At 38.7% G+C, this 22,481-nt stretch carries 22 protein-coding genes; 9 read left to right on the forward strand and 13 right to left on the reverse strand.

The features are described from left to right. Nucleotides 1-127 precede the first annotated feature (127 nt). Both QMF37_RS17255 and QMF37_RS17260 read right to left on the reverse strand, forming a co-directional pair. A complete protein-coding gene (locus QMF37_RS17255; protein ID WP_283479003.1) occupies nucleotides 128-859 on the reverse strand; it encodes a DUF4261 domain-containing protein in 732 nt (243 codons plus the stop codon). A 246-nt stretch (nucleotides 860-1,105) separates the two neighbouring features. After that, complete coding sequence (locus QMF37_RS17260) at nucleotides 1,106-1,531, reverse strand: hypothetical protein (RefSeq protein ID WP_283479004.1); 426 nt, start codon at nucleotides 1,529-1,531, stop codon at nucleotides 1,106-1,108. Nucleotides 1,532-1,767: 236 nt separating this feature from the next. Here QMF37_RS17260 and QMF37_RS17265 point away from each other — a divergent pair, with 236 nt between their 5' ends. Both QMF37_RS17265 and QMF37_RS17270 read left to right on the forward strand, forming a co-directional pair. Next, nucleotides 1,768-2,154: a hypothetical protein gene (locus tag QMF37_RS17265; protein ID WP_283479006.1), complete on the forward strand. Its 387-nt coding sequence runs from the start codon at nucleotides 1,768-1,770 to the stop codon at nucleotides 2,152-2,154. A gap of 16 nt (nucleotides 2,155-2,170) precedes the next feature. After that, nucleotides 2,171-2,536, forward strand: coding sequence for a helix-turn-helix domain-containing protein (locus QMF37_RS17270; RefSeq protein WP_283479007.1), 366 nt, complete (start codon nucleotides 2,171-2,173; stop codon nucleotides 2,534-2,536). A gap of 214 nt (nucleotides 2,537-2,750) precedes the next feature. Here QMF37_RS17270 and QMF37_RS17275 read toward each other — a convergent pair whose 3' ends face one another. Together QMF37_RS17275 and QMF37_RS17280 are read right to left on the reverse strand one after the other, a co-directional pair. Further along, nucleotides 2,751-4,025 (reverse strand): MFS transporter, encoded by a 1,275-nt coding sequence (locus tag QMF37_RS17275; protein WP_049693715.1) that lies wholly within the window; start codon nucleotides 4,023-4,025, stop codon nucleotides 2,751-2,753. Further along, entirely contained in the window at nucleotides 4,018-4,629 is a 612-nt protein-coding gene (locus tag QMF37_RS17280) for a winged helix-turn-helix domain-containing protein (RefSeq protein WP_049693716.1), read from the reverse strand. The genes QMF37_RS17275 and QMF37_RS17280 overlap by 8 nt, the downstream gene beginning before the upstream one ends. 375 nt (nucleotides 4,630-5,004) lie before the next feature. Here QMF37_RS17280 and QMF37_RS17285 point away from each other — a divergent pair, with 375 nt between their 5' ends. The 5 genes from QMF37_RS17285 (at nucleotide 5,005) to QMF37_RS17305 (ending at nucleotide 10,156) form a co-directional block, all read left to right on the forward strand. Further along, on the forward strand, nucleotides 5,005-5,724 hold the full coding sequence (locus QMF37_RS17285; protein ID WP_078080484.1) for a LytR/AlgR family response regulator transcription factor: 720 nt from the start codon (nucleotides 5,005-5,007) through the stop codon (nucleotides 5,722-5,724). Beyond that, nucleotides 5,724-7,025 carry a sensor histidine kinase gene (locus QMF37_RS17290; RefSeq protein ID WP_071153753.1) on the forward strand — a complete coding sequence of 434 codons (1,302 nt, stop codon included), beginning with the start codon at nucleotides 5,724-5,726 and terminating at the stop codon, nucleotides 7,023-7,025. Before QMF37_RS17285 ends, QMF37_RS17290 begins: the two co-directional genes overlap by 1 nt. A 123-nt stretch (nucleotides 7,026-7,148) precedes the next feature. Continuing rightward, complete coding sequence (locus tag QMF37_RS17295; RefSeq protein ID WP_071153754.1) at nucleotides 7,149-7,946, forward strand: hypothetical protein; 798 nt, start codon at nucleotides 7,149-7,151, stop codon at nucleotides 7,944-7,946. A gap of 11 nt (nucleotides 7,947-7,957) precedes the next feature. Then, a complete protein-coding gene (locus tag QMF37_RS17300; protein WP_151897513.1) occupies nucleotides 7,958-9,472 on the forward strand; it encodes a hypothetical protein in 1,515 nt (504 codons plus the stop codon). 12 nt (nucleotides 9,473-9,484) lie between these two features. After that, nucleotides 9,485-10,156 carry an ABC transporter ATP-binding protein gene (locus QMF37_RS17305; protein WP_071153757.1) on the forward strand — a complete coding sequence of 224 codons (672 nt, stop codon included), beginning with the start codon at nucleotides 9,485-9,487 and terminating at the stop codon, nucleotides 10,154-10,156. Between the two features lie 244 nt (nucleotides 10,157-10,400). Here the strand turns inward: QMF37_RS17305 and QMF37_RS17310 are convergent, their stop codons facing one another. Continuing rightward, nucleotides 10,401-11,192 (reverse strand): CPBP family intramembrane glutamic endopeptidase, encoded by a 792-nt coding sequence (locus QMF37_RS17310; protein ID WP_078080486.1) that lies wholly within the window; start codon nucleotides 11,190-11,192, stop codon nucleotides 10,401-10,403. A gap of 505 nt (nucleotides 11,193-11,697) precedes the next feature. Here QMF37_RS17310 and QMF37_RS17315 point away from each other — a divergent pair. Continuing rightward, on the forward strand, nucleotides 11,698-12,315 hold the full coding sequence (locus tag QMF37_RS17315) for a recombinase family protein (RefSeq protein ID WP_283479009.1): 618 nt from the start codon (nucleotides 11,698-11,700) through the stop codon (nucleotides 12,313-12,315). Nucleotides 12,316-12,566: 251 nt separating this feature from the next. Here QMF37_RS17315 and QMF37_RS17320 read toward each other — a convergent pair whose 3' ends face one another. The 5 genes from QMF37_RS17320 to QMF37_RS17340 form a co-directional block, all read right to left on the reverse strand. Continuing rightward, the gene (locus QMF37_RS17320; RefSeq protein WP_283479030.1) at nucleotides 12,567-15,158 is read right to left on the reverse strand and encodes a polynucleotide kinase-phosphatase; all 2,592 of its coding nucleotides are present in this window, start codon (nucleotides 15,156-15,158) and stop codon (nucleotides 12,567-12,569) included. Next, nucleotides 15,158-16,522 carry a 3' terminal RNA ribose 2'-O-methyltransferase Hen1 gene (locus QMF37_RS17325; protein ID WP_283479010.1) on the reverse strand — a complete coding sequence of 455 codons (1,365 nt, stop codon included), beginning with the start codon at nucleotides 16,520-16,522 and terminating at the stop codon, nucleotides 15,158-15,160. The genes QMF37_RS17320 and QMF37_RS17325 overlap by 1 nt, the downstream gene beginning before the upstream one ends. A gap of 291 nt (nucleotides 16,523-16,813) precedes the next feature. After that, nucleotides 16,814-17,710, reverse strand: a complete 897-nt coding sequence (locus QMF37_RS17330) for a tyrosine-type recombinase/integrase (RefSeq protein WP_283479011.1) — start codon at nucleotides 17,708-17,710, stop codon at nucleotides 16,814-16,816. Nucleotides 17,711-17,893: 183 nt separating this feature from the next. Continuing rightward, nucleotides 17,894-18,712 carry a permease prefix domain 1-containing protein gene (locus QMF37_RS17335; RefSeq protein WP_283479012.1) on the reverse strand — a complete coding sequence of 273 codons (819 nt, stop codon included), beginning with the start codon at nucleotides 18,710-18,712 and terminating at the stop codon, nucleotides 17,894-17,896. Continuing rightward, on the reverse strand, nucleotides 18,699-19,049 hold the full coding sequence (locus QMF37_RS17340; protein ID WP_283479013.1) for a PadR family transcriptional regulator: 351 nt from the start codon (nucleotides 19,047-19,049) through the stop codon (nucleotides 18,699-18,701). Before QMF37_RS17340 ends, QMF37_RS17335 begins: the two co-directional genes overlap by 14 nt. A gap of 597 nt (nucleotides 19,050-19,646) precedes the next feature. Here QMF37_RS17340 and QMF37_RS17345 point away from each other — a divergent pair. After that, entirely contained in the window at nucleotides 19,647-20,687 is a 1,041-nt protein-coding gene (locus QMF37_RS17345) for an IS30 family transposase (protein ID WP_283479014.1), read from the forward strand. A 23-nt stretch (nucleotides 20,688-20,710) separates the two neighbouring features. On the opposite strand, the gene QMF37_RS17350 is transcribed toward QMF37_RS17345, so the two are convergent. The 3 genes from QMF37_RS17350 to QMF37_RS17360 all read right to left on the reverse strand — a co-directional run bounded on the left by QMF37_RS17350 (nucleotide 20,711) and on the right by QMF37_RS17360 (nucleotide 22,474). After that, entirely contained in the window at nucleotides 20,711-21,136 is a 426-nt protein-coding gene (locus QMF37_RS17350; RefSeq protein ID WP_283479015.1) for a hypothetical protein, read from the reverse strand. Nucleotides 21,137-21,199: 63 nt separating this feature from the next. Further along, on the reverse strand, nucleotides 21,200-21,571 hold the full coding sequence (locus QMF37_RS17355; RefSeq protein WP_283479016.1) for a hypothetical protein: 372 nt from the start codon (nucleotides 21,569-21,571) through the stop codon (nucleotides 21,200-21,202). A 15-nt stretch (nucleotides 21,572-21,586) separates the two neighbouring features. Beyond that, nucleotides 21,587-22,474 (reverse strand): SAR2788 family putative toxin, encoded by an 888-nt coding sequence (locus QMF37_RS17360; RefSeq protein WP_283479017.1) that lies wholly within the window; start codon nucleotides 22,472-22,474, stop codon nucleotides 21,587-21,589. Nucleotides 22,475-22,481 lie beyond the last annotated feature (7 nt).

Below are 22,481 nucleotides of genomic sequence, written 5' to 3' on the forward strand. Positions count from 1 at the left end.
AACAAATACCATAAATTTCTCCTTCCTGGCGGGAGGATAGACGTCCTTCCCGTTGAACTATTCTAGTAATTTCACTGTTACTTTTTCTAGTTTTGAATGTAACTTAATTCACAATAAGTTACATTCATTATTTTTCAATGCTTAATTCCCAAATTCCTAATGGGTTGTGATAGAGATCTTCTGTTTCATAGCGGAAATCTTCTTGCAGACTGATTGTATAGGTCAATCCCTCTTCCCCTAAAGCAATGGTGTCTCCATCGGTAAGTGCTGGCTGTTCAGTTAAACAGTAAAAATTAAAGTCATTCAATACTTCAGCAGCATCCTCTGGATCAAACTCCGTGGAAATCATGGCATCTGGAGCTTCAAAAGCTTTCATGCCGAAGGAATAGAATTTCCCATGGTCTTCATCCCCCACTAGCGTCACCAGATGGGAATAAATCGAAAACTCGTCAACATTCTGTTCAAATTCTTCCCATTCCTCTTTGGAAAAGGCAATTCCGATCGTTTCCACTTTTACACCAATTCCTCCTGCGTTTAACAAGCCTTTCCCTGCGTTTATCAATTCTTTTGCAATGGAAACCCCACTTTCGTTGGTCATCAGGAAGAGGATATGGGTATGGTTGCGTATTTCTTTCAACTGTTTTCGATTAAACTTTCCTCCGCCAGCATATTGAAAGGCTTCCTCCAAAGAATCATCCTGTTCATAAATTTCAATCTCAAACTTCATTTCATTCTCAACGTTTTGAAGAATATCTCCGGTTAGAAGATAACCATTGCTCTTCGTAGCGATCGCTGTGACAATCTCACTTCTGTCTTTCCACTTTCCAGGTATTGCTAGAATAAATCGAGGATCCATCATTTTCATCTCTCCAATATGGTTTTTGTATTTCATAAATCAGGTAAATCGAACTTTGAATGTAACTTAACTGCACATAAGTTACATTCAAAACCTAGTCTTTGCCCCAAAACGTCCACTTGGATTTTGCCTGGGCTTTTTTTCGTTTCATGCAGATTACTATGCAGCTGGACAGGGAAATTTTAAATTAGAGGTATTTTTTATTGTTCATCATATAGGTGCAATTCAGTTAATAAAGTATAGAACTCGTTATTTCAATAAGAATTCTTCTTCTACTTTTCTAAAATCAGTCCATAATTCCTGATCGTTAACAATGTATTTCTCCTTATTCAATCGTATTAACATCAAATCCAGGGCATCCTTAAGTTGGTCAATAAGGTACTTTTTAATATCTATGGAATTGACACCTTCCCATCTAGAGCGAGGCATCCCTATATGAATTTCAATATACCTATGTTTTTTACTTAATCGTAACCTTTGAGGTCCTTCAAACTCCCAATACCATAAGTCTCCATCCACAAATATAGCTGGAGCGATTTCATCCACCTCGGTGCAATATACTTTATTACAATGTTTATCAAGCAACAGACTAATTTGAGTAATAAATTGACCGACAGCTTTGTCAGCTTTTGGGTCTCCAAGCTGTGCACCAAAAGTAATATATTGTGACTTCATTAAAAATACCCACTTCCATTCTCTCATGAAAACACTAAATTTATTCTTTATCTCAAGTATATTAATACAAACTAGAGTTAGCTAGCTAATTTTGGAAATAAAAAGCGTTCGTAAAAGTACACTTTTACGAACGAATAAGAAAGTGGTCTAAACTCTTGATCAAAACTCCTCAATTGATTACTACGATATAATCGTATATAATGAGCATACAAAGTCATGTAAATGGAGCGAGCCGAGTGGGAAAACAAAAGTACAATGAAAACGTCGAATTACTATTTGTTTATACAGACGTTTTCAATAAAATCTGGAAATACTATGGATTATCGGAAAAAGATAAAAAGAGATTCGAAAAACTAGTTCGAGAATATGAAGAAAACAATACGGATCCAAGTAATGTACTAGGAGATATCATTGCAGATACTGGAGGTGCTATAAAACTCCGATTTGATAGCTCGAGTGACAATGTTGGGAAAAGTGGTGGGTATCGAATTATTTACTCTAAATATGGTAGGCGTGTCTATGCTATGCTGCTAATTTATAAGAAATCAGATAAAGAAACACTTACTGACAAAGAAAAAAGCATTATTAAGAATAGAGTAAAAGATTTGAAGAAAAATCAGTAAGAAAGTGGTGGGTCGGATGAAATCAAACAAATTGGATTTTGAAAATTTACTTGAAGAGAGTGTCAATCAGTTAAATCAATTTGCTAAGGGTAATTCAGAACATGTCGAGGTTATTACTTATAAATTGCGTGATTTACCCGAAATCGATCTCACTTCAGTTAAAGAATTGAGAAAAGCTTTAGGCGCTACGCAAAAAAACTTTGGCGATGTGCTTGGTGTATCTACACGAACAGTAGAGGCATGGGAGATTGGGCGGTCTTCTCCTAATGGCTCCGCAGCTAGATTAATGCAACTCATGTTGGATAACCCTTCGATTAAGCATTCCTTTAAACAAACGATAAAAAATGAAAAACTAGTAAAAAGAGAAAAATCGTTTAGTTGAGAAACACTAGCTGTCTTCCTGGCCAGTCAAGTATGATTGCAAGCTTTGGTATACACAGTGAATTGAACCCCAGTGACGGATGAGTTTAACTATCCTGCACTGGGGCTTTTCTGTTTTTAATAGCAATTGAATCTACAAGAAGAGGGTTTCCTTTTGAATTTAGTTTTTTCTACTTCCGATAATTCGGAATATGTAAACTCAATGCTTCCCACTTTCACGATTTCTTTATCCCATTGATGGTCGGTGGGCTTGATGAATCGGAGATTTTGAGGTTATAAGATTTATTAGCTTGAACCAATGCAAAGAATTGAGCAAACACAATGAATAACAGGAACAGAAACAAATAATTTATAGATAGATTGGTTAAAAGTAGACCCCCGATTCCAGGTCCAATCGCATAGGCAAAGTTTCCACCAGCGCCTATTAAAGAAAAATAAGTAGCTTTCAAATTTGTCGGAGCGCTTTTCGCCATGACTGCTTGCATTCGCGGTGCTACTATCATTTCTCCAATCGTGATAAACGCAAAAGAAATAAACCATGCGTAGGTAAAATTATTTAAGAACAACAAAATCAAAAATCCAAGAAAGTAAAGACTGTTACCAAATACGAAGGAGCGCACATTGCTAAACCGACTGAAAACGTGCGTTATAATCGGTTGTAAGACGACAATCAAGCCGGTCATCATAGCAACTAGCAATCCAAACAAGCGGACGCCATCTTCAAAAGAGCCATTTAAATATTGCGCAATGTTCGTATCGACTTGCGCTTCGATGAAAAAGATAAAGAAATAACTAAGCATCAGCCATATCAGTACACGGTCTTTCGTGAGTAAGGTGAATATTGACGTAGAGCCTGCTAGTTCTTTTTCTGCCTCTATATAGTGAGCAGAGATATCTGCTTTTTTGACACGGAACAAACCAATCATTGATCCAGCCAGCGCAACTAAAATAATCGAAAACAATACAATGGGTGTTTCATAACTTCCCATCTCAATGACGAGTACACCCAGCAGCGGCCCTATAACCCCGCCTAGATTGATAACCCAGTAGTTATAACCGAAAACCACTTCAGTATGCGCTTTAGGAGTATGCAGCGCAAGAATCGAATTACTAGTCGAATTATAAACAGTCCAACCAATTCCAGCTAAGACAGAAAACAGTGCGATAACCAGATAATTTTCGAAGACGATATACCCAATCAAACTCGCTGCTGGAATAAGCAAAGCGATAGGATATACTTTGTGTATCCCAAACCTATCCGCAATCCTACCGCCTACAACACTGAAAACCAAAGAACTGAGAGGAGAAATTCCAATCAAAACACCGACTTCTGCAGGCGTAAGGTTCAGTTTTTCGCTGAAATAAATGGCCATGAATGGCATAGACATAAAACGAAATGTATTGAAGATAATATTGGCTAAAAGCAAAGACCACACCAAAAAAGGAATTTGTCGATAGCGTTCTTTAATTTTAGACAGTTTGCTACTCATACTCTTCTCCATCTTCCGATGAATTGAAGAAAGGCTCATTCATACGGAAGCCGAAGGTCGAAATATAGAACCACTCCGCATCTTCGCTCTCTTCTACCACCCCTGTTAATTCTTCTAGCAAATTTTGGTATTTCATAACCCATTCTTTGAATTTTTCCTGCGTCATTTTCACTTCCAACTGGCTGGTAATTTTACTCCATTCTTTTGGATTTTCCGTTTCTGTTATAAAGGCAGTATCAGGGGCTTTTAAAACTCTTTCTTTTGTCCGTTCCAGCGCAGTGAGAGTCATTAGTTTTCCGCTTTCATTTTGTGGTGCTTGAAAGGGCATTAGTTCTTTCGTAGGAATGTAACTTCTTGCGGTCGATCGGTACTGTTTCTCTGTCATATTCCGTTTTTTTGACTCACTGACCAGATAAATCAATTCATTTTTTTCAAGATCCTTTAAGTGGTAATGGATTTTTGAACGCGGAATATTTAACAATTGGGAAAGCTGTTGGCCCGAGTAAGGTTTTTCGATTAGTAAATGCAGCATCTTGACCCGTAACGGATCACTTAAGCTCTTTAATTGTTCTAACTGAGTTAAAAGAAAAATATTTTGTTTCATGTCATGTCCTCCTTTTTTACTTGTCAGTTTTTATTGACATAAACATAACACCCTTTCGTTTCTTATGTCAATAAAATTTGACATGAACAAATAAATTATTGTATGTCTTATTAAAACGTTCGTAAAAGTAAAGGTTCAAGTACAAAAAAGGAGAAAAGATGCGCTACGTACAGCCTCTTCTCTCCTTAGTTATTTAAGCAACTTCCGATAATGTGTCATATGTAAACTAAAATCCCCTACTCCTGCATCTCCATTAGCAACATTTTAAATACATATGATTTAAAACTGTAGTAAAATGATTACAATATTAACCATTCTTATAATTCAGCGCATCAAGAATGCACTTGGAGAATCAGGAAATTGAGGAGCAAAAATATGAAGCATATTTTAATCATAGAAGACGATGAAAAAATCCAGCAGTTTCTGCACTCTATTTTAACGGAAATCGATAACAGTTTTTATTTGCATGTATCGCCAAGCGCTGCACAAGCGCTTGAAATTGCGAATACCCATGAGATTTCCCTCTTTTTCATTGATATCCAATTAACGGACTATAAAGGAACAGACTTAGCGAATGAATTAAGGGCATTGCAACGGTATAAATACACGCCGATGATTTTTGCTACAGCCATTGTAACTGAGGAACTTAGAGCTTACAGGGAAATCAAATGCTATGACTATCTGATTAAACCCTTTACACGAGAAGAAGTAAAACAGGCAGTTTATGGCGTTCTGGATTACATGAAACATGTACACATCAACCAGCAGACTGTTCGATTCGAACAAAAAGGCTTTATATTCGAACATCGTATGCAGGACATTGTGTACATCGAATCATACGGGAAGAAAATGATTGTCCATTTAAAAACAGCAGATGGTATATTTCAAGAAAATCTTTCCGGATACTCTTTAAAAGCTATACATGAATTGCTTGAGGAAGGACCTTTTCAGCAAATCCACAAAAGTTACATCATCAATAAAGATTATGTTAAAAGTATTTCCAAAGCGGAAAATACCATAAAACTTCAAGGGCATTCGGCGATTCTGCCAATCGGGCAGAAATACCGAGATGTCCTGATGAAAGTAGGAAATTGATGGGCCAATTAGTATTTCAAACCGCCCTTGATGGCCTGACCCTTTACTTGATCATGTTCTTATGCGGAAGAGAACCCATTGCTTTTAATAAAAAATCAATTCTCTGGTATACGATTTTGGTTTCCTTTTGTCTCTTGGCTAGAATCAGCTTCATGCCGATTAGTGAAGGGCTTATTGCAGACATCGCTTTTCAAAATTTCGAATTGCTTCCTGTAAATTCATTAACGGGAATTATCGGCCTGATTTGTGTATTGTTCTTGCTAAATAGTGTGGCCTTTAACTTAAATCACCTTGAAGACATTTTCACAACCCTATTGGCACTTATCATCTGGTTTATTTTTCGCCTACTCAGTATCGGCTTCGTTGATGTACTGGATTTAAACAGTATCTATATTCGGCTTTTCCCTTTTCTTTTGGCTGCACTTATCTATTGGCGATTCTCAGCGAAAGCCAAACAGATTCTTAGTGACAAATCAAATACATTTACGAAGTTTATGATTGTGAATGTCTTCATTCTTTTTTTAATCTTGATTGTTTCGGCTAATTTTGAAGCAATCGTTCTTTTGGAGAATCGGATCTCCTTATTTCTTCTCCTATTCTTCATCAGCGCATTTATGAGCTGGTTGCTACTAGAACAGCGAAAAGCTGAAGTCACGGAAAATCGAATCGATGCAACTGAGCAATTCTTGCCAATTATTGATGAATTGGTTTTGGAAGTACGGGCAAGGCAACATGAATTTTCGAATAAGCTATTGGCGATTTCAAGCCTTGTCGAAACAACAGACGATATTGAAATGGCGCGCGAAAAGTTGCGCACCTACATTGAAACAGCAAATTTATCGAACGGCCAATATGAATTGCTGAATATGGATCATAAAGTAATTGCCGGTTTTCTTTACACAAAAATGAAAAGGGCTGAACAACTTAAAATCGAACTGCAAATCGCTCGAACTGTTTCCGTCCACGATTTCCCATGTGAAGATGTTGATTTAATCGAGGTACTCGGCATACTGATTGATAATGCATTGGAAGCGAGTACGAGTGGAGACAAAATAACCCTTTCCATGACGAAAGCAAACGGCCACTTAGAATTAACCGTTAGCAATCCAGCAACTTATAAGAGCAATGAGCAATTCATGCAGCTATTCGATATCGGCTATTCCACCAAATCAACAACGGCAGCTAAGAGGGGGTATGGGCTTCATAATGTAAAAGAAATAGCCCATCGCTACGGTGGCCGAGTCATTGCAAGGAATGAGCAGAAAGGCGTTCACCTGATTGCATTAGGCATCCGATTTTAAAGCACATACAATGGTTTTAAGGGAACGAAAATTCTTCGTTCCCTTAAAACCATTCTTTATTTCCAACATATTGTTAATGCCTAGTTCATTCATTATAGTTGCTGTATAAGGAGGATTGACCGAATGAAAAACTTACTATTACTCGAATGGCGCAAGGTGAAATACCCCGTACTGATTGTTGCAGCTCTCTGTACGGCGCTATCGATTTATTTATGCAGTACTGTTTACCAGAATTACGCATTAGAAGAACAGCTGGAAGCATGGGAAGTTGGGATGCGTATTTTCAGCCTTATCTTCCCTTTAATCGCTGTACTTCCCACAGGGTGGATGATGTACTATGAACGAAAAACCGGCTTCATCAACTACACTTTGCCTAGAGCCAGCAAAAAAGATTATCTTACAGCCAAGTGGATCGTAATGAGTGGAAGTGCTTTTCTGATGATTTTCATTCCATTTTTTGTTGGGGTGCTCGTGGTCTTGTTTATCAACAATCCCATCGACGTATTTTACTCCAGAGTAAATCCTGATACGGGTTTGGGTGAACCCTATGTGGCAACAAATCATATCTTCGGTTCTCTGTTTACCGAACAGCCTTTGATTTATGGCTTTTTAATGAGTGTATGGAAAGGTCTTCTGGCTGTGCTGATTGCAAGCATGGGATTTGTATTCAGTTTACATTTCAGTAATTTATTCATCATTTTAACCGGTCCTTTTGTGTATACCATTTTAGAAAATTTTATATTATCCGTGCTTCCTTTTGAAGGATATCGGCTACTGACAGCATTTGATCCCTCAAGCGTTTTAACAACCTCTTTAAGTCCTTTCTCGTTCATAGTCGGACCGGCTCTTGCATTGATTACCATTTTGGGGATCTCGTTTTACATGCAATACGTTAAAAAAAGTTCGATCTATTCCCTTTAGGCGGTGAAAAATTGGCGATCATCTTATGGCGGGATATCCAGAAAATCTTTTCCCTCCCCCTGCTATTAGCAACAGGAGGAATGATGCTTTTTGCTTTAGCAGAGCGTCAGCTGACCACCGACAGCATGCAGCAGTTCTTGCTCAGGATGCTATCGGACCACTATTATTTAACATTTTGTCTTACTCCATTGTTCTTTCTCTACCTGTACAGAAGTTTAGAAGAAGAACTTCCTTTCGTTTTAATCCGAAGTAAAACTTTTTCAAGATATTTCTTTAGGAAATCTATGGCGATTGCAGTAAACTCCCTCATATTGGTAGTGTTCCAAGTGGCAGCCGTAGGCATTGCCAGCACAGGGCTTGCGTCTCGGAATGTATTTCCAACAAATAGCGTTGCAGAAAACGAACTGTTTTTTGAATTCACCAAGTATTGGGAAACCCCATTATTCGCTGCACTTTGTAGTGCGCTATTCCTGGTTGTCGGTTTTAGCTTAATCGGATTCATGCTTCAAACAATGCACCACTTTCTTGAAAAACGAGCGATTGCCATAATCGGAATCCTTCTGTATGTCGTAATGATTCTTGCACTTAAAATCCCAGCACTCAGCAAATTGCCCTTCGTTCCAAACCGGTACATCATTTTGCACTACAACTTTTATTCTTCAACTGCTTGGATTTGGACAGCTGCCGGAGTAGCTATAGCCGGAACTGCCGGCTTTCTCCTAATCCGGTATGGGTGGAATCGTCAGCTGAAAATAAAGATAAGGTCACAGCCAAAAGGACTTTTTTTCTACTATGCCCGAAGCTTATGGTTACCCAAGCACCTGGCAATTTTATTCAGCGTCATTCTACTGATTTATCTTCTGAAGGGATTAACCACCCCTACTTTAACCGTTCAGGAATCTTTCTTAAGATATTTCTACGGACAAGTACCCGGCCAATTTCAGGTCATGAGTTTATTGGAGGCATTGCTTTATCATGGCGCTCCCCTTTATCTGATTGCTATTTTTACTGAATCTATGACTCGAATGGATAATTTACCAATTTTCGTTAGAATCCAGCACAAGTTTAATTGGTTCAAAGTGATTGTGGGCAACAGCCTTTTACTCGTAACTGTTTATGCGTTGATGACCGGGCTACTGATTGTCTTTCTTGGGATGCTAAGTGGCCAAAACTGGGATGGAATCTCGTTTGCTGGAAAAGGTGCTATAAGTGCGGACTGGATCTTCCAGCTAATCTTATTGAAAATAGGCGAGTTCAGCTTGCAGTATCTTGGCTTTCTCGTGCTTTTTTTAGTAACGAAGAATGTCACACTGTCTTTTCTTCTTGTGTTAGTTACCCACTCCCTTTCTGTAATGCCGTTTCATTCACTTCTTTACTTTCCAATTGGCTTAAGCACAGTAGCAAGACTCGATATGCTAGAAGAGTCCATAGGAATACCGGTTTTCCAAGCTGCAGTTATCCTAATCGGCGGTATTTTCTTTCTTTACAGTGTTAGTTATGCAAGTTACAGACGTTTTTTTAATTAAGGAGGATAAATCATGACTACAATGATTGAGGTTCATAATGTAACGAAGGTTTTTGGAGGACAGACCGTTTTAGAAAATATTGATTTAACCGTAGAAAAAGGAAAGACCGTGGGGATCGTAGGAGGAAATGGCAGCGGTAAATCTGTCCTATTCAAAACCATTTGTGGGTTTACCAAGCCCGATAACGGATTTATCAAGATTCGGAATGAGGTATTGGGAAAAGGAATTGATTTCCCTGTAAATGTCGGTGTGTTTATCAATTCACCAGGTTATATTGAAATTTACAGCGGATTCAAAAACCTTCAATTTTTAGCAGCCATCAACAAAAAAGTGACTGACCAGCAAATCAAGGACACAATGACTCTTGTGGGCTTAAACCCGGACAATAAAACCAAAGTAAAGAACTATTCCTTAGGAATGCAACAAAAATTAGGAATTGCTCAAGCTATTATGGAAGACCAAGATATCATCATTCTTGATGAACCCTTTAATGCACTTGATTATAAAACCTATAATGATATAAAAGAGGTTATTACAAATCTTCAAGCATCAGAGCGCACCATCTTATTAACGAGTCATCATTTTGCAGATATTGAAGAGTTATGCGATGAAGTCTATGTGATATCAGAGGGCAAACTACAACCTCTGACTAATGAAATGAAGTCTCTCTATCTGAAAAGATAAAACTAAAAGTGATAAGCTAGTTTAATGATCTACCTACCTCCCGTAAATCTAATGTTTATAAAAGTGGTCAGATATAACCAAAAAGAGGAAAAGATGCTAAGGCAAGCATCTTTTCCTCTTTTACATCTACATCGTTAACTTCCGATAACTGATGATATGTAAACCGAAATTTCAATATGGTTTTCTTAGTTTCATTTATACAATATATTTATACTCTTTTTGCAAAATAAAATAATTGATGGTCTCACTTTTTGCGGTTATACGCTATCACTAAAATGGCGGACACTATCAGTTCAACGATAAAAACTAAAAATACAATCCAACTCAAATTTAATTGCAAGTACCCATCTCTACCTATATAAACAGCTAACCCAATGCACCCATTGAACCATGCGTGACTTAAAACAGTGAGAAGTAAGCTCTTAGTGTATTTATAGATGGCTGTGAATGAGAAAGATAAGACTATTCCTAAGAACGCATACAATTCAAAAGGAATAGCACTTTGAGGTGTACCTAATATCAACCATAACGGTAAATGCCATATACTCCATATGATTCCCACAATTATGACAGAAGGAAAATAGCTAACTACCCTTTCTAATCTAGGCTGCAAAAACCCACGCCAACCTAATTCCTCAAGTCCACCGCCAATTATGAAAAGTGGTAAGTTTAGAAACATATATAGAATTGCAATAGGCTCGTTTATTCCAAATGCAATCCAGATCATAAGAAAACGCCAAATTATAAAAAATCCAAATATCAGCCATGCTTTGCTGTTTATTTTTTTTCCAAAAACAAACTTAAAAAAAGATGTTTTCCCAAACTCCTTATTGTACTTCCGATAAATAATATAAGAACCAAAGGCGGGCCCTAACCCGCCAATTAACATAGGCAGCCAAAATAATGGTTCTCCATACCAAAGAGCATCAAAATATCTATTCCCTATGATAATAGTTAACCAAGATAACCATGTTATAGAAAAAGTACAAAAAAGAAAAAAGCCGATTTGCACTAGCGAGTGATTCTCTTTTTTCATATTTTCATCTCACCTTAACTCTCCCTAATATTCTACAGATATTTTTTGTCAATCGATCTTATTATCCATAGTATAACCGATACAGTTGTGTCCATTTGAAAAAATATTGATAACAGTCAGAAAAACTATTTCGTCAATTTAGAAAGCTCAAAATAATTGAAAACATCACCAACACTTTCTATTTCATCTGATTTTCATTTGTTCTAACTTTCTCTACAGAATACATAGAATATTTTTTGCATAGTATCTTTTAAAAAAAGCACTTTATATCCTCGTAGTCACATTTGATTCTATCAATAATAAGGGTAGCAAAATTTCGAATTGTGAAAGATAAGGCGTTCGCAAAAGTACACTTTTACGAACGGTTTAAAAACAGCTTGAAATAGCCGAAAATAACGTTCGTAAAAGTATCAAAACACTTTACGAACGTTCGCCAATTCACATATACTTTTACGAACGGTTTTCAGGTATAATAAGAGAAAACAATCGTTCATAGAGGTGAATTATGGAGCATCGCAAATTTGGTTACATACGTGTCAGCAGTAAAGATCAAAATGAAGGGCGTCAATTTGAAGCCATGAAAAAAATGGGCATCAATGTGCGAGATATATATTTAGACAAACAAAGTGGAAAGAATTTCGAACGAGCGAACTATCAACTATTAAAACGAGTTATTCGGAAGGGCGACATTTTGTATATCCACTCCCTGGATCGGTTCGGCCGGAACAAAGAAGAAATCCTCCAGGAATGGAATGACCTCACAAAAAACATTGAAGCCGACATTGTAGTGCTGGATATGCCGTTATTGGATACAACTCAATATAAAGATAGTATGGGAACATTTATTGCGGACTTGGTTTTGCAGATTCTATCGTGGATGGCTGAGGAAGAACGGCAACGTATCCGGAAACGGCAGCGCGAAGGAATCGACCTGGCGCTACAAAATGGTATTCAGTTTGGCAGACCGACCGTTTTTGTTTCTGAGGATTTCAAAGAGGTTTATAGAAAATGGAAAGCTAAAGAATTAACGGCAGTGGAAGCTATGCAAGAAGCTGGGGTTAAAAAGACTAGTTTTTACAAATTGGTCAAAGCACTCGAAGAAGACACAGCCAATACAATATAAATAGAAGAAACTCAACCCGAAGGTAGCCATATTGTCTGCATATCTTCGGATTTTTCTTTTTTAAGAAACTGTCTTTTATATCAGCAATCGCAATGCCTTAACTTTTTAATATAAGTTCTCGATATTGTCTTGCAAATTCTACTAACTTAAAAATTTCTTCTCTATTAAATTTAAATTCCTTTCTACCTATTGCTTTTCTATATCCAAAAAACCGAAAGGCGCCTCTCGCCTTTCGGTTCATATTCTCCTATTTATAATCGTGGATCGACCGGATCAGATTCCATCGCCAATGCGGCTAAAGTGCATTCGTGAACGCGCTCGATTGTTTCTCCGTTTACATATCGCGTAATTCCCTCGAGTCCGAGTGCGAATTCTTTCAAGGCCATCTTCTGCTTTTTGCCGGTATTCCTGTTTTTTAATCTTTCCAGGTTTTTCGGCTCCAAATAATCCATGCCGTAAATGATACGCAAGTATTTCCTGCCCCTTACCTTGATGGCTGGCTGCAGCAACTTGCCTTTGTTTCGGGCAATATAATACTCGGGTTTGATGACAATTCCTTCATGTCCGTCTTCCGTTATTTCCTCCCACCACCGAATCACTTCATCCTCACTGGCCTGGTCAGTAATGACTTTAAATTCGGTTTCCACAAACAGTTCGGATTGGCTGGCTAGCTGCCGGTTCATTTCCATGTGCCATGTATGCGGTTTGTCGAAAAATGTACCGTTGCTGTGGGCCAGTACATGGAAAGGTGCAATCTGAATAGGCTTGCTTGAGTCGATGTCCCAGCAATACTTCTGAAAGACTTTTTGAAAGTCTAGCGCATTTTCAAGCTTTTCTTCATATTCATCCAGCCACATGTGCAATTCGCTGTTCGTCGGAAGTGCAGCCGACAATTTTTCTTTCAGGAGCGACCGGTCGAGTACGGCATTTTCCGCCACATGCGCGTATTGGCTGCTAATCAATTCTTTGGCCTTTAAGTTCCACGGCATGATTTCCGCATCTAACAACACATAATCCGTTTCGTGCTCCCCGAAATAATTTATTCGATTTAGTTCTTCATTCAACTGCAGAAGCATTTGTGCTTCAGTTTCGTTGTCGAAAAAGCGTTTTCCAGTCCTGGTATAAATGCAGCCAAGCGATTCGATGCCGGTATGTTTTGCTGCAGCCTCTTTGTCTTTGAATAAAAACAGGATGCCTCTGCTGCCCATATGCTTTTTCTCCGCAATCATCGTGTGGATGCTGTTGCTTCTGAAATACTCTATTGCTTCTTTCGGATGCTCCAAATATTCCGGTAAAGCGGACGGTTTCGGCGTCGGACTCATTGTCGGCGGAATATAAACCAATTGCTCGATGGGAACTGTGTAATGCGACACCGCATCGATTGCCGGTTTCACCAATTCCTGCGGTATCTTCACTTCATCCAACTGCTCAGTCAACACGGAATAACCGCTTATGAACTTCGCGATATTCGGTGCATTTAATCGGTTTTTTTCCCATTCGGCTAGTGGATTATCAGCGGCTCCGGAATAGTCTTGCTTTGCCTTGACCGACACAAAATTTCTTTCTGGATAGCGGTAAGCCGTCAATTCGCCGCCGAAAACAACCCCCTGATCAATATTAATCGTATTGTTGATCAATAACGGCTTCGGTTTCGGGTCATGGCCCCAGACAATCAACAAGCGATTTTCGTGCCCAACCGTCCAGTCTTTCCGGACCGGTTTCCCCTTTTCGTCAAATCCGCCCGTGTCGCCGTAGCGGCAAAAATCACTGATGGCCTCCGATTGCTTGCTGATAAATGCATCCCTGATCCCTGCGTGCGCACATACCAGTGTCCGGACGCCATTTTTCGTGAACACATAATGAGAAGGCGCCTCCAGAAGAAACTCTTTTATTTGCAGCTTCAGCTCTTGAGCCTTTTCGATACCTTCCCGTTCTTCGTAAATCAAGAACTCTTCTTCCACTCGTTCATCACCGTGGCTCAAGACCACTTGCCGCCCGTCCAACCACCGAGCGATTTTCCAGCCGTGATTGCTGTCGACCATCAGCGCCCGGCCGCTCTTGACATGTTTAAGGAAAAAGAGCATCGTCTCAAGCGAAGCCGGCCCTCTGCTCATGACGTCTCCGATTGAAACGAATTTGCGGCCTTCCGGATGCTCATAAAAGCCTTCTTCGTTTTCAACATACCCGATTTTTTTCAGCAGTTCAATCAGCTCATCGTAGCAGCCATGGACATCGCCAATAATGTCGATTCCATTCTCTAAATCCACTTCAATCGGAGTGTGATGCCTAAATACTTCCACATCTACTGTGTCTTTTACTGTATAAACAGAAGCAAAACCTTCTTTTTTAATAAAGCGTTTTTCATTGCGGAAAATCTGATATTGTTGTTTGATGCGGCGTTTTCCCCTCGGGTTATCGCGGTCTTCATCTCTGTCAGTCAAAGTCCGCTCAGCCATATCGAAAACAATCGCCTGAATCGGCACATGGTTCCTTTTTGCAAGCGCTATGTATCTTTTCCGGTCTTCAGAACGGAGATGTGTGGCATCAACCACCACTAGCTTGTTCAAACGGCATCTGGCTTCAATTACCGCGTCCATCATTGCAAATGCTTCTGTTGAAATCTCCTGGTATTCATCCAGTAGACCGGCAGCTTCATCCTGCGGCCGGTTGCGCCAATCGATAAATTCCTTGTCACTCACCAAAATCCTGAACTCATCGGAACTTACTATTTCAGACGATAAAATTTTCCCTTCTTCTACAAGCCTCTTCAGCAACGTGGATTTCCCACTATTGGACGGACCAATTAATAACACAATTCCTCCGTGCGGCAAGCCAATTCTCATCAAATAGTCACCTTCCTTTTAAACAGACACATTTGCGTTGGAAATCCTTGTTCGGGATGCTCTTCGCCAATTCCTGCAAACTCAATTTCATATAACCCCAAGTAGTTGATTTTTTCACACCAATTCCGGAATTCCTGCCGTGTCCATTCGAATCGGTGGTCGGCGTGGCGGAAATGATCCTCCATATCATAAACTTCATTATATTCGCGGTTTGGCGTCGTGACGATGAGCGATTTCGGCGCATAGTGATGCAAGATTAAATCGAATACTTTAGGCAACCGCGGCTCGTCGATATGCTCGATGACCTCACACAAAATCATTAGATCTTTCTCTTTCAAGCGATCATCTAAATAATACAGCGAACCCCATAACGTTTCTGGTTCCACGAAATTCTCGTTGTCTGCCACTTTCTCAAAGCGCCGTAACGCTTTCATCGTCTCCACTTGAGACGGCTCCACGGCCAAAATCTCTTGCACTCCGGCAATAAAGCCTAGTTTAACGGCCAGCTTTCCTTCTCCTGAGCCAAAATCGACGATGCTTTTCGGTTTTAAGGCTGCCGCTGTTTCAGAGATTTTTGCATATCGCAGTTCATTCAAAGAAGTTCCTTTCACACGGTCAGTTGCTTCTGCTTTTTCTGCCCCTGCTTCTCCGTTGCCATTCTCAACCAGACTATAGACTTCCTTGAAACGAAGTGCACGCCGGTAGATTGTTTCCCGCATCGGATGGTTCTCGAGCCAGCCTTCTCCGTATCTGCTGAGTTTCTCGATCTCTTTTTCATCAATGTAATAATGTTTATAGTCGTCAATCACTGGAATCAACACAAATAGGTGGCGCAGTGCATCCTGTAGCGTTTGTTCGCCGATTAAGGAAATGGTACGCACCGCACTTTTTTCTTTTAATTGGAATGAATATTGAACATCGGGCCGGGTAATGTACACCTGATAACCCATCGGTTCAAACAAATGCTCTACTTGCTGGTCCGACAAAGATGAATTGACCGGCCCGAGTTCAAAAGTGAATGGAAATATATGCGAAACCCATTCCATATACTCTTCTTTTGGCTGGCCATTCAACGCTGTGCCGAGAGCCGAGCGAATCATTGATAGGAAGATGCTACTGACGGCAAATTCCCGGTCATTAATATAATGGGTGATGTCATAGGAATTCGATCCATTCTGGATCATTTCAATCGGATCTGGCGTAACAAAGATGGTCATCTCGAGCTCTTTTTCCGTAAATTTGCTGTAAAACATGCGTACCATGTGCCCTTTTTGATTTCTTTCGTATAAATTATTTGGATTTTTTGCCAATAAGTATGAAACCGCTTTGACATTATCTCCCGTTGTGCGAATTGTCAATTGCAATATAAACGCCCCTTTGCCTGCTGTAAATGCTGAATAATACCATAAATATATCATACAAAATGTAATATTCTTCATTTATTCAGATTAAAATTCCCTCTCTCGCTTGAGCCTCATCGAACAGTACTTGTGGTACAAAAAGGGCAGGAATAAGAAATGAGCAATTATCATCCCATACCCGATTGCTTTTCACCCTTAGAAGTTGATGAGTTAACTTATAATTACTCTTCTTTACCCATTCTCGAATAGACGATCTAGTGGTATCACTTATGCGAGCCATATTTGATGATTTTCTTACAAATATTTGTCTATAGTTATTTTAGACACAGTAAGATAATGCTGCATTAACGTTTCAATTGATTGATGGCCTGTTTGCTGCGCGATAGTCGGTAAATCTGCACCTGCCGCATGCATGGCCACCACTTGGCTTTTCCTGAAATTGTATCCAGTAAGCCCTGTCCATCGCTGCAAAGCTTTACCATAACCTATTTCACTGATTGCTGTGCTTTCATAACGCCCATTCTTATAGGCTCTCCCAACAAAGTAATCGTTTGGTTGAAGGTAGTATTCGCGTATATAAAGTTCTATTGCGTTAATAACTTCTGGCGTAAGCCGTTTAATATGCCATCTTTTTTGTTTCTTCAAATAAACATGTACAGATCTGTTTTTCAAATCAAAATCCCGTACTCTTAATCGAACCATTTCATTGGGTCTGTTAGCGGTTACTAGATTAACTAAACAAATCGCCTTTGCTCTTATCGGAAGACTATTTAGAATATCCATCAATTCCTTCTTATCAACGGCTGACTTTCCTCGAACTTGGAGTAAATGAGCATATCGGTCTTCACGATACATTTTCCGCATAGCTGAAAGTTCGTATGCAACTTTAGCCTCTGCTTTGAACTCTATTCTATGAATCACACTCAAGTATTTTCGAATAGCTGCCAATCGCCGTTCCCATGTTGTTTTTTTAACCTTTTGCTCGATCAACGATATATATAAATAATCCAGCATCGCCTCTGTTCCAACTATTTGACCCGTACTGCTGCAATACTTTTTGTATCTACAAATATCTCCATCGTATTGCCTTGGAATCTCCTCCATCTTTTTTTCAATATGAATTTTTCTGTTGTAGTAACGCTTCTGGGTCTCCAGTGTATCTTGATGCTTTACTAACTCAAAATCTGACATTCTACTTTCTCCCCATTTCGTTTCAAAAATATTTTCAGACATCACTTATGATAAATTGATTTTGAAAAGAATTATGAGACAAAGCAAAAGAGACAAAGAAGAAAATTTGAACCTTCTTCTCTGTCTCTTATAAACCATCGTTTTTGATACTACACTTTATACTTGACCACCAAGCTTACAATTTTACCTAAAAGCCACTTTTCTCTTACCTACCAAAATATAAACTAAATATCCGACTACATTAAAAATAGCAAAAACAATAATCCAAGCAATATTTAATCGTTTACGATGATAGGCGTTAATTGTTGCCCAAATTGTGAATAGTGTTGCATAGACGGCTAGTCCTGAATACAAAATAATTGCCATCCAGCTGCCGATAAGCCTTGTTTCTAATTGGACATACCACTGGTTTCCATCATCAATTCCATATGGGTAAAATTTTGCTAGTAGCCAGTCGGGAGACCAAACAGATTTGTTATATTGAAATTCGGGTATCGCTTCTTCTACATAACCCAATAAAGATTTTCTGTCTACATCATCGATTTTGTAAATTTTTACTTCTGAGATTTGATCTGTTCCATCAATTAAGGCGGTAATTTCTGTTTCCATAGAATCTGTAAGTGAATTTTGGCTTTTTAGAGTGTCAAGTACAGTTGACGCAACTTCGGAATTCTCCATAGCATTTTCATTTTCGAATGAAGAAAGCAATCCAACTGCGGTGATGCTTAAAATCAGAATAGCTACCGCTAAATATAAAATTGATTTTGCGAATATTCGCTGTGCCTTAAATAAGTGACTCACAATTGAACGCATTTCCTGCTCTCCACCAAAACGTTCAATGGCAAGCGAGATTGCCTCTTTTTCTGATTTCCCTTCTGACTTTAATTCGTGAACAGCTTCCAGTAAGTGACTTTTCATTTCCGCTTTTGATTCGTTAATCTCTTTTTTGTTCCCACCGACACCTTGATATACTTCTTCCACGTATGCCTCAATCTGTTTCATACCCATTTCTCCCCTCTAAAAATGAATCCATTAGGTTTTTTACAAATTCCCATTCTGAACGCTTTTCAACATAGCCTTCTTTACCTAAAGATGTGAGTTTGTAGTATTTTCGTCTTCCTCCTGGTCCTTGTTCATCTCCCCAGTAAGATGTGATCCATTCACTTTTTTCTAATCTCTTTAAAGATAAATATAATGTTCCTTCTTTTAACTCGAATTGTTCTTCGCTTTTTTCACGAACAATTTTAGCTACTTCGTACCCATACATATCTCTGTCATGTAAAAGAGAAAGAATTAACGTATCAATATGGCCTTTTAATACCTCTTTATTAATTTCCATTTTCACACCCCTTTTCCTTACTTTATTTCATATTACTCTATAATGCAAGGTATTAATTTATTACTAGTAATTATAAAAAAACATCTCAAAGAGATACTTTTCTGTATGCATTAAACCAACTAAGTTTTCAGTATGTAAGTATCGACATTCCTCTATTTTTAAAACTAATTGATATTCGCAGAAGTTACTCTAAAAAATCTGCAGTATCGATTTCTAGTTTTTATGAAATCCTTCATGGCTAAGTGTTTCACTTTAAAATATGAAATGAAATAAAGAAGAAGAGTTTTCTCTTCTTCTTTATTTCACTAATCATTATTTTTTAAAGATCAAACCATTGTATTGGGTGTTAAAATTTTTCTTATCTCTCTATTTCTATTATTGAGACAAACGGTTATTACCAACTAATTATTTACAAACCATAGTATATTCTAATCAACGTAACTTTCAAATAGAAAATATAGTTATAAATTATTAAATTTAATTTGGCTAGTTGTATAATCAAATGCAACAGCTAACTTGCTAGAAAAACAGAAAAAGCCACAGATAAACCGTGTATGATTAAGTCGACGAAACATCAATCGATACGGAGGTTTATCTATGACTCAAACTCAGTCTACCACATCAAAACGTTCATTTAAACAGTTGAACTCTTTCGACCGCGGGCGAATCGCCGCGCTTCTTCAGGAAGGGAAATCCCCGGCCGTCATTGCCAAAGCGATTGGCTGCGACAGAAGTACGATCAGCCGCGAAATCAAACGTGGCACCGTCACGCAGATGAAGACCGGACGGAAAATAGTCAACGCTTACTTTCCAGAAACCGGACAGCTGAAATACGAAGAACACCGCCACTCCTGCGGGGCCAAACTCAAGCTGGATGACGCCATCGAATTCATCCAGTACGCGGAAATCAAGATCTTGAAGGACAACTGGTCACCAGACGCGGTCTGCGGATCTGCAGCGCTTCATGAACAATTCGAAGGCAAACGGGTGTGCACCAAAACGCTTTACAACTACATTGAGCTTGGCTACATCGGCGTCAAGAACATCGACCTCCCGATGAAAGTGCGGCTGAATACGAAAAAACGCCGAATCCGGGTGAACAAGCGCGTGCTTGGTCGCAGTATCGAAGAGCGCCCGGAAGCCGTGGAAGAACGAGCTGAATTTGGTCATTGGGAGATCGACACGATCATCGGCAAGAAAAGCCAGGACGAAGCTTTGATGACGCTGACCGAACGGAAGACCCGCCAAGAAATCATCCTCCGGATTGATGACAAGGACAGCGATTCCATTACGAAAGCGCTGGAAATGGTGCGGAACAAGTTTGACACCAACTTCGCTCAGGTCTTCAAGACGATCACTTCCGACAACGGATCGGAGTTCGCAGAACTGGCTGCGTCGTTCGAAAAGGAGAAGACGGAAGTCTTTTTTACGCATCCCTACACCTCCTGTGAGCGCGGAACGAATGAGCGTCACAATGGACTCATCCGGCGGTTCATCCCGAAAGGAAAAGCGATCCGTTCGGTGGCAGAAGAAACCATCCGTTACGCAGAGGACTGGTGCAACCGTCTCCCACGAAAGATTCTCGGCTACCGGACACCGGAAGCGTGCTTCTTAGAAGAGCTCGCCCACATCGCCTGAACCACACACGGTTTAATGGGTTTTCATGTTTTGTTGCATTTAATATTGCAATCTAGGTTAAATTTAATTTCTTGCCATTTTGAATATGCTTCAAAAAGCATATCGTGAAAAAACTCCTCATATCCATCGTTATTATCAACAGTCTTACTCTCTAATTTGAAACCTAGCCAAACATCCTCATTATTTCTTAATTTTGGATCCCCAACACCATCTAGAACAGCAAAAAAAGTAAAAAATAATGTAAGCATTCTGTCCCTAATTATATTTTCAATTCCATTAATGGTGGAATCACTGAAATCTGTTGTTATTAAAGCCTGAAATTCTTCTTCAGATAATTTCATTTTGTCCCATTTTGTTAATTTTTCTGGATTTCGCAATATGTCTCCAACTTTTGAATACTCTTCTATTCTTTCATGTACTTCTATTAATAAATCCATTTTATCTTTCAATATTTTCACCTTCTTGATAATTTTAGAAAGAAGGCCCTCAGTAAGAGGGCCTTCTCCGTAGTATTATTTATTAACACCATGCAATTCAAAAAGTTCTCCGGTTTTATACAACTCAAGAGCTGTTTCAGCTTCAAAACTAGTTAATTTGATGTCCATAGCCGCTATTTTACTTAGAATTTTAATGGCATCATCTTTACGATAGTTTAATACAATTGCGTAAACGCTGGATGCATATAAAACGAAAGAATTCTCATTATGGAACAATTCATCAAATACTCCTTTTGCTAATTCAGGATCTTGTTTCAGTTTGTCGCGTATAGAAAGGTGCACTTCGTGAGACTTATTCCCTTTCTTATACTCACCAGAATATTGAGTCTGCTCCATTATTAAAGAATGTTTGATAAACTCTTCTACTATTCGATTCTTGTCTTCCACTTATAAACCCCCTTATTATTCGAGTTCTTTCATTATTCTCATGCCAAAATCATATTGATAATCAAAACTTTTTCCACTTAACCAGTCTCTTACTGTCTTATTTCCGGAAATAGGTTTTTTAGAACTATAATATGCTGAAATCCTATTATGATGTTTAATGTCAATAGCAACAATATTGCGCGTATTCTGAATAGTAGATTGACTAAATCCAGATCTCGTGATTTGAGATTGTTCAACAATATGATGCCATTGCCTATTCGCACCTGGGCTACCTAAATATCTTTTTAGTGATGTAAAACTCGTAAATCCTTTATGAGACAGTTTTTTAATAGCTATCCCACCCACGTGTTTTGCAGTTGTTCGAATTACCACTCCACCAATAACATAAACAAAGATTGGCAGTACAGAAGCATTTAATTCAGTCGTATCAATATTATAAACTTCACCAGTTTCAATATTTTTTAAGCTTGCTTTAAATATATCATTTGTATTTTCTTCGATTTCAGCAATAAGACTTGTATCATGAGTGTTTCCTGTTTCATCAACAAACGAGCTGTCTAAAATAATTGTATCACTTTCTGGTAACATATCTAACTCGAAATCAGCATCAAAGTCAGTTGTTTCCAGTTCTAAATCTACAATAATCTGCCCATTTTTTAGTACTTCAATACCTAATCCAAGAGACTGAATATCCTCTAGTGTTTCATTACCATACAAAGTTGAAATTTCTTCTTCTATTTCTTTCTTTATTTCTTTTTCCGTCTCAGCAATTTCTCTTTCTAGCTGTTCTTCATCTTCTATAGTTATATTTTCTATTGGTAAGTCTGAATTCGCAAATGCATTCGGTAGAGTGGCACCCAAAAATAAAAATGCAACTATTAAAATCGAAATGAAATTTTTCATATTCTTC

The organism is Planococcus sp. S3-L1 (genome assembly GCF_030063085.1).
Classification (GTDB): domain Bacteria; phylum Bacillota; class Bacilli; order Bacillales_A; family Planococcaceae; genus Planococcus; species Planococcus kocurii.